This window comes from Sphingopyxis sp. LC363 (genome assembly GCF_000756385.1).
Taxonomy (GTDB): domain Bacteria; phylum Pseudomonadota; class Alphaproteobacteria; order Sphingomonadales; family Sphingomonadaceae; genus Sphingopyxis.
This window is the reverse complement of the sequence record NZ_JNFC01000023.1, coordinates 45,391-59,338: the sequence shown is the minus strand read 5'-3', so window position 1 is coordinate 59,338 and position 13,948 is coordinate 45,391. Positions and strand designations below refer to the sequence as shown.

Genomic DNA, 13,948 nt, shown 5'->3' with positions numbered 1-13,948 from the left:
AGAGGTGATATATATGATAATATCAGACCACGGCTAGCCCCGGATGCTGAGCAGCGACGGCGCCGTCAGCGAAGCGACGATCGCGCTGACGATGAATATCAGCACGATCGCGACAATCACGACAACGGCGGTATAGCCGAGCGCCTTGTCCAGCGGCACCTTCATCAGCACCGGCAAGCCGAGATAGAGAAGATAGAGCCCGTAGAGCGCGAACAGCATCCCGATTAGGCCGAGCGCCGGGATCAACCCGAAAATTCCGCCGACCCAGCCGGCGGTTGCCGAATAGGCCGCGACCTTGAGCGCCTGCACCTGATCCTTCTGCCCACCGAAATTGGGTGCCAACCCGTCGATGACGAGCGCAAGGACAAAGACCATTGCGAGCGACAGCCCATAGGACAGGACCGCCGAGCCCAGCGCGGTACCGATCGGCGGGGGATAGGTGACCCCGAAGGCGGTGAAACCGAAGACCTGCCCGCCGATAAACTGCGCAATCGGCCCGATCGCGGCGAGCACGACGACATAGGGGACGTAGATCGACTGCGTTGTCGCCGGCTCGGCCGCGATCACCGGCCATGTTTCCTTCGGCTTGAGCAGGATATCCTTAACGCGCTGGACAATGCCCGATGCGGGTCCGGAGATATTGGGTGGTACGTCAGCCATAATGCTTCTCCCCTGAAGGTGCGGCCCGCAACCCGAACGGGAAATGCACAAGCCAGAGGAGCAACTTAGCCCGATTGGCCAGTCCATCTGTAACGCTGATCACAGCCGATTCGGCAAATCGCGGCCGACGTGAATGTAACGGACTTGAAACAGGCGTAAACAGCCATAGATTGATCTTATGACACCCGAGTCCTCTTCCGCCCTTGGCGCAACCGTTACAGCGCCGCTGATCGGCCGCGCGCGCTTCGCGCCGGGCGACATCGTGCGCCATCGCATGTTCGACTTTCGCGGCGTCGTGTTCGACATCGACCCCGTCTTTGCGAACACCGACGAATGGTATGAGGCGATCCCCGAAGAAATCCGCCCCGCCAAGGAACAGCCCTATTACCATTTGCTCGCCGAAAACGGCGATTCATCCTATATCGCCTATGTCAGCCAGCAGAATCTGGTTGCCGACGGCGACGGCGGGCCCATCGACCATCCGCAGATCGACGCGATGTTCGACGGGCTCGATCACGGCCGCTACCGCGTCCGCGCGATCCACAGGCATTAAATGGAAAATGATCCTCTCTGTGCCGCAGGCATGGGGAGGTGGCAGCGCGCAGCGCTGACGGAGGGGCTCGTGACACGGCCCCTCCACCACTCGCTACGCGAGCGGTCCCCGTCCCCATTGCTGCGCAACAGGGAGGACTTGCAAGATCAGGCCTTCAGCTTCCAGCCCGACGCCAGCAGGCGGTAGGTAATCACACCGAGCAGGATGTTGACTGCGACGAGCACCAGCACCGCGGTCAGCACCGGATTGGCGATCGTCGAATCGACCGTGCCGATGAAGCCGTAGCGAAAGCCCATAATCGCGTAATAGACGGGATTGCCGTGCGCGATCGTCTGGAACCAGGGCGCCAGCTTGTCGACCGAATAGAAAGTGCCAGAGAGCAGCGCGAGCGGCGTCACGACGAAATTGGTCACCGCGGCGGCATGGTCGAACTTCTCCGCCCACACCGAGGTCATCAGCCCGAGGAAACCGAGCATCATCGCGCCGAGAATGCCGAAAACGGCGACCGCCCAGAAATGATCGGTGCCGACATGCACGCCCGGCCACAGCAGCATCGCGAGCCAGAGCGCGAAGCCGACGAGGATCGCGCGCGTGATCGCGGCGCCGACGAGCGCGATGATCAGTTCGCCGACGGCAAGCGGCGGCATCAGATAGTCGACGATCGTCCCCTGGATCTTGCCGACGAGGAGCGAGAAGCTGGAATTGGCGAAGCTGTTCTGCAGCATCGCCATCATGATCAGGCCGGGCGCGATGAAATCGGCGAAGGGCACGCCGATGACGGTGCGCCCCGCGCCACCGAGCGCGACGGTGAAAATGACGAGAAAAAGGAGCGTGGTGATCGCCGGAGCCCAGATTGTTTGGAGCTGGACCTTGAAAAAGCGCCGCACCTCCTTGACATATAGCGCCTGCATGCCCGGCACGTTCAGCGTGTGGATGTGCGGGACGCCGGGTTCGGCGAAAGCCTGACCCGAGCGGATATTTGCTGAGTCGGGGTTCGAAATTTGGGGCTGGTCGTTCATGGCGTTCTCGCCTATCGCCTCCCCGATCTTACCGCAAGCTGGGCCGTCGCGACATCGATCCGAAAGGGTCGCGATACGACGATATGGCCCGCGGCGTGGAATGATGAGGAATTTTTAGATGTCATGGACTGACGAGCGCATCGAACAGCTGCGCAGCATGTGGGAAAAGGGCCTGACCGCCAGCCAGATTGCCGACGAGCTCGGCGGGGTCAGCCGCAATGCGGTGATCGGCAAGGCGCACCGCCTCGGCCTGAAGTCGCGCCCCTCGCCGGTCAAGGCGACCGACAAGATCGCCAAGCCGGCCAAGGCGGCCGCGCCGAAGCCCGCGGCGCCCGCCGCCGCGCCGCGCCCGGCCGCGCCGGTGGCACCGCGCCCCGTGGCAGCAGCGCCGAAAGCCGAACCCAAACCGCCGGTCCAGGCATCGGGGACGGACGGCGCCGACGCCGCGCCGAAGCCCGATGCGCCGCGCATCGTTTCGATCGGCCCCGGCGGCTTCATCCGCCAAGGCCCCGGCGACCAGCAGGCGCCAATCCCGCCCGCGCCGCCGCGCCGGCTGGTGCCCGCGAAGCCGAGCCCCGAAATCGCCGACAAGACCAGCCTGCTCGACCTCAACGACCGCATCTGCCGCTGGCCGATGGGGCATCCGGGCGAACCCGATTTCCATTTCTGCGGCGAGGCGGTGAACCCCGGCTTCCCCTATTGCGTCGAGCATTGCGGCCGCGCCTATCAGGCGCAACTTCCGCGCGGCACGCGCCGCCCGCCCCCGCCCCCGCCCTTCGGCGGCCCCCGGGTTCGTTAAGCGCGTCCGGTGAGGCCCTTCGGGCAGGATTTCGAATTCGCCCGCGCGCTCGGCCTGCAAATGGTCGAGCGCGGCGGCGGGCGCTGCACGATGGCGATCGATATCGAGGCCGCACGCCATTTCAATCCGCAGGGCGTCGCGCACGGCGGCGTCGCCTATTCGCTCGCCGATACCGCGATGGGCGGGGCGCTATTCAGCACGCTGGACGAGGGTTTCTGGTGCGCCACGCTGGAAATCAAGTTCAATTACCACGTCGGCGTGCGCGAAGGGCGGCTGACCTGCGATGCGAGCGTGCTGCACAAGGGCAAGCGCGTCGCCAATATCGACGCGCGACTGTTCCAACACGACCGCCTCGTCGCGAGCGCCAACGGCAATTTCGCGATCTTCGCCGCACCGCACACGCGCTAAAGCCGATCATCATACATGGAATCGTCATCCCGGCGAAGGCCGGGATCCCGCCGGTGCCCCAAGGCGAGGCGATCAGATCCCGGCCTTCGCCGGGATGACGGGACAAGGAAGGCCGTGTTTCAGTCTAACCCGATCACGCGCTAGACAAACGAAAGGCGCCGGATCGTAAGATCCGGCGCCTCCCTTTCCGCTCCCAAGAGGTCAGAAGCGGTAGCTCAACGTCCCGCGCACGCTGTGCGTCTGGAAATTCGGGTCGCTGCGGCGGAGATCGGTCCCGCCGCCGTTCAGCAGAAACGGATTGGTCGCAGGCGCGGTGCCGGCCCCAACGTTCACGACATAATCCTTGTCCTTGACGTCGGTGTACAGATATTCGAGCCCGAGCCCGATATTGTTCGTCACCATCACCTCGGCACCGCCGCCGACGGTATAGCCCCACGCATTGGTCTTGCCGTTATCGTCGAAGCTGTTGGCGGTGTTGCTCGTCACGAACTTGTTGTCGAGGCGGGCATAAGCGCCGCCGCCGGTGACATAGAAGAGCGCGCCGCCGCCCGGCGTATAGCCGGCACGCAGGCGGGCGTTCGCCTGATAATCGGCCTCACGGCTCATCGTGTAGCTCGCGGGCGTCGTCGAAAAGCCGCTGACGCTGTCGCGCGCGACGCTGTGACCGCCCTCGACGACCGCACCGAGCACGAAATTGCCCATGCGCTTGTCATAGCCGAGACGCCCGAAGAATTCGGGGCCGTCCTTGTCGTTGCGGCAGCCGAGATTGGCAGTGCCGGTGGCCGCGCCGTTACAGAAGCCCGGCGAGAAGGCATCGGTGCCGCCCACGGTCGTCACCTGGTCGCCATAAGTGCCGTCCTGATCGGTATCGAAAATCAGGGTTTCGCCGCGGTCGCTTCCCTGAAGCGACGCGCCGCCGCCGATCGAGATATAGGGACCGTCGAAGTCCTGCGACGTGTCGCGATTGTCCTGCGCGAAGGCCGGAACGGCGAACATGGAAGCCGCCGAAACGGCGAGGAGAGCTGCGAATTTCATTGTTATTACTCCACTTTTTGATGACCTTGCGGTCGCCAGTGCAACCCGGCAGCGTCCGCCAAAGTTCCTTGCGTTCGTCGAAATGCGATGAGCCGAGCCCGCGGCAAGATGCGTATGCGCGGCGCAAAACCGCGCTTGCCAGCGCCCTTCCCCGCCCCTTATAGCCATAGCATGAGTCACGATTTGTTCGACGCCGCGAACCCCGCCACCGACAGCTACAATGCTTCGCAGATCGAGGTGCTGGAGGGACTCGAACCCGTCCGGCGGCGTCCCGGCATGTATATCGGCGGCACCGACGAACGCGCGCTCCATCACCTCGCCGCCGAGGTCATCGACAACAGCATGGACGAAGCCGTCGCCGGCCACGCGACGCGCATCGAGATCACCCTCGACGTCGGCAACCGGCTGACCGTCGTCGACAACGGACGCGGCATGCCGGTCGATCCGCATCCGAAATTCCCGGACAAGTCGGCACTCGAAGTCATCATGACGATGCTCCATTCGGGCGGGAAGTTCGAGGGCAAGGCCTATGCGACCTCGGGCGGCCTTCACGGCGTCGGGGTCAGCGTCGTCAATGCCCTGTCGACCGATACGGTGATCGAGGTGGCGCGGAGCAAGCAACTCTATCGCCAGCGTTTTTCGCGCGGCACCCCGCTCGGCGGGCTCGAAGAGCTGGGCCCGACGCCCAATCGCCGCGGCACCAGCGTCTCCTTCGTCCCCGATCCCGAAATCTTCGGCGAGCATGGCCGCTTCAAGCCGCAGCGCCTCTATCGCATGGCACGCTCGAAGGCCTATCTGTTCGCGGGCGTCGAAATCCGCTGGAAATGCGCGCCCGAACTGATCGGCGACGACACGCCGGCCGAGGCGGTGTTCCAATTTCCCGGCGGCCTCGCCGATCATCTGAAGGAACAGATCGGGTCGCGCGAATGCGCGACCGCCGAACCTTTCGTCGGGCGGCAGGAATTTCCGGGCGAACAGGGCCGCGCCGAATGGGCGATCGCTTGGCCGCTGTGGTCCGATGGCTCTTACAGCTGGTATTGCAACACCATCCCCACGCCCGCGGGCGGCACGCACGAAGCGGGGCTGCGCGCGGCGCTCACCAAGGGTTTGCGCGCCTTTGGCGAGCTGATCGGGCAGAAAAAAGCGGCGCAGATCACCGCCGAGGACGTGTTCAACGGCGGCGAGATGATGCTGTCGGTGTTCATCCGCGATCCGCAGTTCCAGAGCCAGACCAAGGACCGGCTGTCGAGCCCCGAGGCCGCGCGCCTTACCGAAAATGCCGTGCGCGATCATTTCGACCATTTCCTGTCGGACAATATGGACCGCGGGCGCGCGCTTCTCGGCCTCGTTCTCGACCGGATGGACGAGCGGCTGAAGCGCAAGGCCGAGCGCGAGGTGAAGCGCAAGACCGCAACGAGCGGCCGCAAGCTGCGCCTGCCCGGCAAGCTCACGGACTGTGCGAACGACGGGCCCGAAGGCACGGAATTATTTATCGTCGAAGGCGACAGCGCGGGCGGCAGCGCCAAGCAGGCGCGCGACCGCAAGACGCAGGCGATCCTGCCGATCCGCGGCAAGATATTGAACGTCGCGAGCGCCAGCGCCGACAAGATCCGCGCCAATCAGGAAATCGCCGACCTCGCGCTCGCGCTGGGCTGCGGGATGCGCAAGGATTGCGACGCCGATCGCCTTCGCTACGAGAAGATCGTGATCATGACCGATGCCGACGTCGACGGCGCGCATATCGCGACCTTGCTGATGACCTTCTTCTTTCAGGAAATGCCCGACATCGTGCGCGAGGGGCATGTCTACCTCGCGCAGCCGCCGCTTTATCGCCTCACGGCGGGCAACCTCTCGGCCTATGCGCGCGACGACGCGCATCGCGCCGAGCTCGAAGCGACGACGTTCAAGGGCAAGAAGGTCGAGGTCGGGCGCTTCAAAGGATTGGGAGAAATGAACCCCAACCAATTGAAAGAAACGACGATGGACCCCGCGACGCGGTCGATGCTGCGCGTCACGCTGCCGCAGGAATATGAGGAACGGCATCAGGTCAAGGATCTGGTCGACCGCCTGATGGGCAAGCATCCCGAGCATCGATTCCAGTTCATCCAGGCCAATGCCGCGACGCTCGACGAGGCGGCGATCGACGCCTGAGGAGAAAATTTTCCCGTCGCCGTCAGAAAGTCGCGTCGCCCCCGACTAAATGGGTATGCGACACGAAAGATTGGAGAGCGGCGTGGCCGAGGGGGATCAGGATCGGCTTTTTACGGAAGCGATCGACCGCTTCGGCGGCGCGCTCGCCCGTCTCGCGCGCGGCTATGAAGCCGATGCCGACCTGCGGTGCGACCTCGAACAGGAATTGCAGGTCGCGCTGTGGCAGAGTTTCGCCACCTTCGACGGCCGCTGCTCGCTCAGCACCTGGGTGTGGCGCGTCGCGCACAATCGCGCGACATCGCACATGCTTGCGAACAAGCGCCGCGCGCAACGCGGCTGGTCGTCGATCGAGGATGTCGAGATCGCCGATGCCGACGCCACCCCGTTCGAGCGCGCCGACAGCGACCGTGCCATGGCGCTGATCCTGTCGATCATCGAGCGGCTCGATCCGCCCGATCGACAGATATTGCTCCTCTATCTCGAAGGCGTGGCCGCGGCGGAAATCGGTGCGGTCACCGGCGTTTCGTCCGATACGGTCGCTACCAAGGTCCATCGCTTCAAATCCATGCTGACACGCCGCTTTGCCGGCGCCGGAGACGCAAGATGACCGATTTCTCCGACAAAGGGCTCCATACCCTCTGGCACGAGAGCCAGCCCGCCTTCGAACCGCTCGCGCTGGAAGAGATCAAGCGCCAGGCGGGACGGTTTGGCGACGCCATACGCCGCCGCAATCGACGCGAATATGCCGCAACCGCGCTAGTGGTAGTCGTCTTTGCCCTGTACGCCGTGATCTTCGCCGAACCGCTGATCAAGATCGGCAGCTTGCTCGTCATCGCAGGCGCGATGGTCGTCGCGTGGCAGCTCGCCCGTCGCACGTCGCGGCCCGATCCCGACGCCGAGGCGCAGGACATCAGCGGCTATTACCGCGAACGGCTTATACGCGAGGAACATATACTCGCCCGCGTCGGTCGCTGGTATCTCGCGCCTTTCGTACCCGGCCTACTGGTCTTCATGCTCGGACAGGCCAAGGCAAGCGGAATGGGTGGCTCGCTCGTATTCCTGTTCGTTGTCGCGCTCCAGTTGCTGGTATTCGGCGGGGTATGGATCCTCAACCGGCGCGCGGCGGCCATGCTGCGCGGGCAGATCGAGCGGCTCGACGCGGCATCGCCCCCAACCGAAGGAGATGGGAAATGAAGTGCTTGCTGATGCCGGCGCTGCTCGCCGCGGCCACCCTTTCCGGCGCGCCGTCGGCCGCCCATGCGATCCAGCCGCCCGAAGTGGTCCCGGCTCAGGGCCGCGCATTCGAGCGGCGCGCGGCAGAGCTCGTCGACCTGCTCACCGGCAAGATCGCCTACCCCGATTATTTCGATGCCGCGTTCCAGAAAGCGGTCCCCAAGGAAAAATTCGACGCGATCACCGCCAGCCTCATCGCACAATATGGCCAGCCCATATCGGTCGAAAAGGCGACCTCGACCAACGGACGCTCGGGTACCGTGCAACTGCGTTTCGAAAGGGGCGTCGGCACGCTTTCGCTCGAGGTCGGCGCCGGGCCGGACGAGAAGGTGTTCGGGCTCGTTTTCACGAATTTCGAAATGGCGAACGACAGTTTCGACAAGATCGCCGCCGAATTCGCCGCACTGCCGGGGAATACCGGTTTTCTGGTGGCCGAGCTCGACGGCGGCACCATCCGTCCACTCGCGGCGGCGCATGCCGATACGCAATTCGCTGTGGGGTCGACGATCAAGCTCTATATCCTCGACGAACTCGCCGCCCAGATCGCGGCGGGGACACGGAAATGGAGCGACGTCGCGCCGCTCTCGCACCTCAGCTTCTCGTCGGCGGGCACCGCGAACTGGCCGAAGGGTACGCCGGTTACGCTCCAGACGCTCGCCAACTGGATGATCTCGGTCAGCGACAATGGCGCGACCGACACGCTGATCCACCTGCTCGGCCGCGAACGCATCGAGGCGCGGATGAAGAGCGCGGGGCACAGCGCGCCGTCGCGCAACATCCCCCTGCTGACCACGGTCGAGGCGTTCGCGCTCAAGGGCAATAATTTCAACGACCTGCGCCCGCTCTTTATCAAGGGTGATGATGCGGCGCAGCGCCGGCTGATCGAGAGCAACGAGAACCGCCTCACGCTCTCGAACGTCGACGGCGTGAGCTTCGTCGAGGGACCGCGATTTATCGACAGTCTCGAATGGTTTGCGAGCCCGAACGACATCGCACGCGCGATGGTAGATCTGCGCGCGCGCGGTTCCGCGCCGACGATGTCGGCGCTGGCAATCAACAATGGCGTCGGCCCGGCGGCGGCCCAACCGTGGCGCTATCTCGGCTACAAGGGCGGTTCGGAAAACGGCGTATTGTCGATGAGCCTGCTCGGCGAGCGCAAGGCCGACGGGAAATGGTTCGTGGTGACCGCGAGCTGGAACGATCCGAAAGCCAATCTCGACGCGGACAGGATGGTCGGGCTGGTCACGCGCATGCTGGCGCTCGCGGCGAAATAGCGAGCTATCCCTATGTCGTTTCAGTGGATTCAGGCCGCCGTCAGCGCGGCGACCAGCGCCTTGACCTTCGCCTGCCGCCATTGCGGCGTCGGCGCGACCAGCCAGTAGCCGCGCTTCACCGGAAAGGCCTCGCGGACCAGCCGCACGCGTCCGGCGGCGATATCCGCCTCGGCGAGCATCGCGGGGACGTTCGCCTGCCCCAGCCCGTTCGCCGCCGCGTCGATCGCGAGCCCCGCGTCGCCCAGCCGCAGCGCCGGCTCGCCTTCGTCGGCGGGGCAGCCCGGCCATGCGATGCGCGTTTCGCTTTCGCTGCCGGGTCCCGCAACGGTCACCATCACCGGGTCGGAAAGCGCCACGCCTTCGTGTTCGCCCGCGCCGTCGGTCCAGAAGATCGCGAGGTCGAGGTTCGCTTCGGTAAAATCGATCCCGCTATCGGCCGACACCAGGGTGAAACGCACATCGGGCGCCTGCTGGCTGTAGCGCGCGAGCCGCGGCGCGAGCCATTTCGCGGTGAGATCGCGCGGCGCGGCGATCGTCAGCGACTGCGACGACTGCCCCGCCTGCATCGCGCGCACCGATTCCTCAAACTGCAAAAAGCCCTGACGCAGCGCATCGAGCCCGGCGTTGGCCTCGCCGGTCAATTCCAGCCCCTTGGGCGTGCGGCGGAACAGCACGACGCCAAGCATATCCTCGAGCGCGCGAATCTGTTGCCCGACCGCGGCTGGGGTCACCGCCAGTTCGTCGGCGGCGCGCGTGAAGCTCAGGTGCCGGGCAGCGGCGTCGAAGACGCGGAGCGCGTTGAGGGGCAGGTGCGTGCGTTTCATGACGCGGTCGCGGGCGCCTGAAGCGGGAAATGCGGGATGGCGACGAGCATCTGCGATCCGTCGCCCAGCTCCATCGCATAGCTGCCGACCATCGACCCTTCGGGGGTTGGCAGCGGGCAGCCCGAAACATAATCATAGGCGCCGCCGGGCACGATCAACGGCTGTTCGCCGACGACACCCTCGCCTTCGACTTCGCTGGTCTGACCGCGCCCGTCGCTGATCCGCCAATGGCGACTGATCAGCTGCACCGCATCGTCGCCATGATTCTCGATGCGGACATGATAGGCCCAGAACCAGCGCCCGAGCGCCGGGTGCGATTGTTCGGGCAGATAGCTGACCGCGACGCGCACGGTGATCGACCCGGTGGTCGCCGAAAAGGGGAAGAAGGAGTCGATCATTTCCATGGCAGATTCGCCTAAAGCCCGACCTTGGTCAATGCCTGGTCGAGGTCGGCGATGACATCGCGCGGATCCTCGAGCCCGATATTGATGCGTAGCATACCCTCGACGACACCCATATCGATGCGCGCTTCTTCGCTGACGCCATAATGCGTCGTCGACCAAGGGTGACAGCAAAGGCTGCGCGAATCGCCGATATTGTTGCTGATGTCGACGAGTTCGAGCGCGTTGAGGAAGGCCATAGCCTGTTCGCGGCCGCCATCGAGTACGAAGGAAAAAATCGGTCCGCACGCGCTCGACTGGCTCATCGCCAGATTATGCTGCGGGTGGCTGGCGAGTCCCGGATGCAGCATGCGTGCGACGCGCCCCTCGATCGCCTTGCCGACCGCGAGTGCATTTTCCGACTGGCGCCGTGCGCGCAGGTCGAGCGTTTCGAGGCCCTTGAGCACGACCCACGCGTTGAACGGCGACAGATTGGGGCCGGTGTTGCGCTGGAACGGCAGCAGCACATCGTTGATGAACTTCTCGGTCCCGCAAACGGCGCCCGCGAGCACGCGCCCCTGCCCTTCCATCAGCTTGGTCGCCGAATAAGCGACGACATCGGCGCCGAAATCCATCGGACGCTGGAGCACGCTCGTCGCAAAGGCGTTGTCGACGACCGTGGTGATCCCGTGCGCCTTCGCGAGGCCGCAGACATGCTTCATGTCGACGATATCCATCGTCGGGTTCGCCGGGGTTTCGAAGAAAAAGACCTTGGTGTTCGGCTTGATCGCCTTTTCCCACGCGTCGTTATCGCGGCCGTCGACGACGGTGGTTTCGATCCCGAAGCGCGGACAGAGATGGTCGACGAGCCAGCGGCATGAACCGAAGGCGGCCTTTGCGGCGACGATATGATCGCCCGCCGACAATTGACACAGCAGCGCGGTCGTCATCGCCGCCATGCCGGTCGCCTGCGTCCGGCACGCCTCGGCGCCTTCCATCAGCGCGATGCGCTCCTCGAGCATCGCGACCGTCGGGTTCTGGAGGCGCGAATAGGTCATGCCCTGTTCTTCGCCCGCGAAGCGCGCCGCGACTTCCTCGGCGCTCTCATAGGTGTAGCCCGAGGTCAGAAAGAGCGCCTCCGACGTTTCGCCATGCTCGCTGCGCCAGGTGCCGCCGCGCACCGCCTGCGTCGCGGGATGCCAGGTCTTCGTCTTGCTGCGGTCGAAACCCGTCGTCTTTTTCATCTCATCTATCCGTTCAAAGCCGAAACAACCGCATCGCCCAAGGCCGCCGTTCCCATATTGCCCCCCAGATCCGCACCGCGCGCGCCGCCAGCCAGCACCTTCGCCACCGCCGCCTCGGTCCGCGCCGCGCTCGCCTCGTCGCCGCCCGAATGGCGCAGCAGCATCGCAAGGCTCAGGATCATCGCCAGCGGATTGGCAACGCCCTTGCCTGCGATATCGGGCGCGCTGCCGTGGATCGGCTCGTACAATCCGAGCTTGCCGTCGCTCAGCGACGCCGACGCGAGCAGGCCGATCGACCCGACGCACATCGACGCCTGATCGGACAGGATATCGCCGAACAGATTGCCGGTGACGACGACGTCGAACTGGCCCGGATTGCGCACGAGCTGCATCGCGGCATTGTCGACATACATATGGCTGAGCGCGACGTCGGGATATTCCTTCGCGACCTCGATCACCACATCGCGCCACAGCTGCGAGGTTTCGAGCACATTCGCCTTGTCGACCGAGCAGAGCCGCTTCGCGCGGCCCTGCGCCGCGCGGAAGGCGACATGCGCGATGCGCCGCACTTCGCTCTCGCTGTACGACATTACGTCATAGCCTTCGCGCTCGCCGCTCGCCGTCGTGCGCATGCCCTTTTCGCCGAAATAGACGTCGCCGTTGAGCTCGCGGACGATCAAGAGGTCGATCGCCGACGCGACCTCGGGACGCAGCGCCGAGCTGTCTTCGAGCCCAGCGAACAGCTTGGCGGGACGCAGATTGGCGAAGAGGCCGAGCTCGGCGCGCAGGCCGAGGATCGCCTGTTCGGGGCGCAGGTGGCGCTCGACAGTGTCGAAACGCGGGTCGCCGACCGCGCCGAACAGCAACGCATCGGCGGCTTTCGCCTTCGCGAGCGTTTCGGGCGGCAACGGGTGGCCCGTGGCTTCATACGCCGCACCGCCGACGAGCGCGCGGTCGAGCGTCACGGGAAGCGCGAGCGCGGCAAGGACCTTTTCGGCCTCCGCCATGATTTCCGGACCGATACCGTCGCCAGCCAGCAGCAGGATTTTCAACTTTTGACCTTCCGTCCAAATACGCCGTTCGCCCTGAGCTTGTCGAAGGGCCGCTCTTCTCTTCGGCGCCGTCGAAAGAAGGACGGTGCTTCGACAAGCTCAGCACAAACGGAAAGGGCGGATAGCCTTGGTTTGACGGTGCCGCTCTAGACAGCGGCGGCGCGTCACGCAACCGCCCTGCCCAGCCGGCCGATCAATCTTTCCCTTGCGGTCAGCAAGTCACGGTTGCGTCCGTCGAGGACGTCGCGATCGAGGAAGTGGCGGGTAATGACGAGGCCGTCGAGCACCGCGCTCATCGCGGGCGCCGCGTCCTGTCCGCGCAGAAAGGGCGGCAGGCGAAACAGGTGTTCCTCATATCCGGCGGCGGCGCTGGCGCTGACCGCGCCGCCCGACTTGGGGCTGACAAAGGCGAGATCGGAAACAGCCCCCGTCACCACACAATCTTCGAGGTTGAGGCCGAAGCCCAGTTCGGCGAGTAGCAGCAGCTCGTACCGTGCCAGCGCCGCGGCCCACATGCGCGCCGACGGGGCGACGCCGATCGCGTCGAGCACCGCGCCCAGCGCCGAATAGAGCGCGGGATAGGGCTGGTTTTCGGGCAAGGTCGCCGCGGTCAGGCTCGTCACCCAGTCGATGGCGGCCGCCGCGAGCGGCTCGGCGAGCAGCGGCGCGCGGCTTTCGAGCAGTTCGACCGTCGCGCCGCCAAGCTGCTCCTCGGTCCGCGCGCGCAATTCGAGCGCCACCAGATTGCCGGGCATCAGGATCGGGCGGAGCCGCCGCGAGCGTCCGCCGCGAACATAGCCCGCGACCAGCCCCGCTTCCGCCGTCAGCGCGCGCAGGATCGCGCCATGCTCGCCGTGCGCTCGCACCGCGCAGACGATGGCATCGGCGGTCAGGCTTGCCAAAGCACCATCTGCGTCTGCGTCACCAGCGCGACCTCGGCGCCCGCCTCGGTGCGGATACGCGTCTGCCACACCGACAGCCGCTTGCCGATCTTCACCGGGGTCGCTTCGCCGACGAGCGTCGTGCCGACGGGCCCGCCGCCGAGAAAATTGGTCTTGCTCTCGATCGTCGTCGTGCCGCTCGCGCCCTCGGGCAAAGTCAGAAACGCGCCGACGGCACCGAGGCAATCGGCAAAGGCCATGATCGCCCCGCCATGGACGATCCCGCCTGCGGTGCAGATTTCGGGCCGCACGGGCAGCTTGCCCGCGACGCGATCCTTGCTGCCTTCGTCGATCGTGACCCCCAGCGTTCCCGCAAGCGGCATGGTGGCGGCGAAATCCATTATGTCCTCCTCTCTTACTTCGTCACCCCGGCGA

Annotated in this window: 16 protein-coding genes; 7 read left to right on the top strand and 9 right to left on the bottom strand. The window is 65.2% G+C overall.

The genetic code is table 11. The annotated features are described in order from the left end of the window. Positions 1-33: 33 nt before the first annotated feature. Entirely contained in the window at positions 34-660 is a 627-nt protein-coding gene (locus FG95_RS09930) for a Yip1 family protein (protein ID WP_037555608.1), read from the bottom strand. Positions 661-838: 178 nt separating this feature from the next. Between FG95_RS09930 and hspQ the strand changes: the two genes are divergently transcribed. Next, complete coding sequence (hspQ, locus tag FG95_RS09925) at positions 839-1,213, top strand: heat shock protein HspQ (RefSeq protein ID WP_037555607.1); 375 nt, start codon at positions 839-841, stop codon at positions 1,211-1,213. Positions 1,214-1,359: 146 nt separating this feature from the next. Here the strand turns inward: hspQ and FG95_RS09920 are convergent, their stop codons facing one another. Beyond that, positions 1,360-2,232 carry an ABC transporter permease gene (locus tag FG95_RS09920; protein ID WP_037555606.1) on the bottom strand — a complete coding sequence of 291 codons (873 nt, stop codon included), beginning with the start codon at positions 2,230-2,232 and terminating at the stop codon, positions 1,360-1,362. A gap of 118 nt (positions 2,233-2,350) precedes the next feature. On the opposite strand from FG95_RS09920, the gene FG95_RS09915 reads away from it, so the two are divergent. Together FG95_RS09915 and FG95_RS09910 are read left to right on the top strand one after the other, a co-directional pair. Continuing rightward, positions 2,351-3,031, top strand: coding sequence for a GcrA family cell cycle regulator (locus tag FG95_RS09915; protein ID WP_037555605.1), 681 nt, complete (start codon positions 2,351-2,353; stop codon positions 3,029-3,031). Between the two features lie 9 nt (positions 3,032-3,040). Next, positions 3,041-3,439, top strand: coding sequence for a PaaI family thioesterase (locus FG95_RS09910; RefSeq protein WP_037555604.1), 399 nt, complete (start codon positions 3,041-3,043; stop codon positions 3,437-3,439). 201 nt (positions 3,440-3,640) lie between these two features. Here the strand turns inward: FG95_RS09910 and FG95_RS09905 are convergent, their stop codons facing one another. Continuing rightward, positions 3,641-4,474 carry an outer membrane protein gene (locus FG95_RS09905; RefSeq protein WP_037555603.1) on the bottom strand — a complete coding sequence of 278 codons (834 nt, stop codon included), beginning with the start codon at positions 4,472-4,474 and terminating at the stop codon, positions 3,641-3,643. A gap of 171 nt (positions 4,475-4,645) precedes the next feature. Between FG95_RS09905 and parE the strand changes: the two genes are divergently transcribed. The 4 genes from parE to FG95_RS09885 all read left to right on the top strand — a co-directional run bounded on the left by parE (position 4,646) and on the right by FG95_RS09885 (position 9,132). Then, on the top strand, positions 4,646-6,625 hold the full coding sequence (parE, locus tag FG95_RS09900) for a DNA topoisomerase IV subunit B (protein WP_037555793.1): 1,980 nt from the start codon (positions 4,646-4,648) through the stop codon (positions 6,623-6,625). Positions 6,626-6,707: 82 nt separating this feature from the next. Continuing rightward, positions 6,708-7,232: an RNA polymerase sigma factor gene (locus FG95_RS09895; RefSeq protein WP_200880181.1), complete on the top strand. Its 525-nt coding sequence runs from the start codon at positions 6,708-6,710 to the stop codon at positions 7,230-7,232. After that, positions 7,229-7,819, top strand: a complete 591-nt coding sequence (locus FG95_RS09890) for a hypothetical protein (protein WP_037555601.1) — start codon at positions 7,229-7,231, stop codon at positions 7,817-7,819. Before FG95_RS09895 ends, FG95_RS09890 begins: the two co-directional genes overlap by 4 nt. Continuing rightward, a complete protein-coding gene (locus tag FG95_RS09885; protein WP_235211523.1) occupies positions 7,816-9,132 on the top strand; it encodes a class A beta-lactamase-related serine hydrolase in 1,317 nt (438 codons plus the stop codon). The genes FG95_RS09890 and FG95_RS09885 overlap by 4 nt, the downstream gene beginning before the upstream one ends. Before the next feature lie 29 nt (positions 9,133-9,161). On the opposite strand, the gene FG95_RS09880 is transcribed toward FG95_RS09885, so the two are convergent. The 6 genes from FG95_RS09880 to FG95_RS09855 all read right to left on the bottom strand — a co-directional run bounded on the left by FG95_RS09880 (position 9,162) and on the right by FG95_RS09855 (position 13,914). Next, positions 9,162-9,956 carry a LysR family transcriptional regulator gene (locus tag FG95_RS09880; RefSeq protein ID WP_037555599.1) on the bottom strand — a complete coding sequence of 265 codons (795 nt, stop codon included), beginning with the start codon at positions 9,954-9,956 and terminating at the stop codon, positions 9,162-9,164. Continuing rightward, complete coding sequence (apaG, locus tag FG95_RS09875) at positions 9,953-10,354, bottom strand: Co2+/Mg2+ efflux protein ApaG (protein WP_037555790.1); 402 nt, start codon at positions 10,352-10,354, stop codon at positions 9,953-9,955. Before apaG ends, FG95_RS09880 begins: the two co-directional genes overlap by 4 nt. Positions 10,355-10,371: 17 nt before the next feature. Next, entirely contained in the window at positions 10,372-11,580 is a 1,209-nt protein-coding gene (locus tag FG95_RS09870) for a trans-sulfuration enzyme family protein (protein ID WP_037555598.1), read from the bottom strand. A 5-nt stretch (positions 11,581-11,585) separates the two neighbouring features. Then, positions 11,586-12,632, bottom strand: a complete 1,047-nt coding sequence (gene leuB / locus FG95_RS09865) for a 3-isopropylmalate dehydrogenase (protein ID WP_037555597.1) — start codon at positions 12,630-12,632, stop codon at positions 11,586-11,588. A gap of 164 nt (positions 12,633-12,796) precedes the next feature. Continuing rightward, positions 12,797-13,534 (bottom strand): DNA repair protein RecO, encoded by a 738-nt coding sequence (recO, locus tag FG95_RS09860; RefSeq protein ID WP_037555594.1) that lies wholly within the window; start codon positions 13,532-13,534, stop codon positions 12,797-12,799. Further along, positions 13,522-13,914, bottom strand: a complete 393-nt coding sequence (locus tag FG95_RS09855) for a PaaI family thioesterase (protein WP_037555592.1) — start codon at positions 13,912-13,914, stop codon at positions 13,522-13,524. The genes recO and FG95_RS09855 overlap by 13 nt, the downstream gene beginning before the upstream one ends. Positions 13,915-13,948 lie beyond the last annotated feature (34 nt).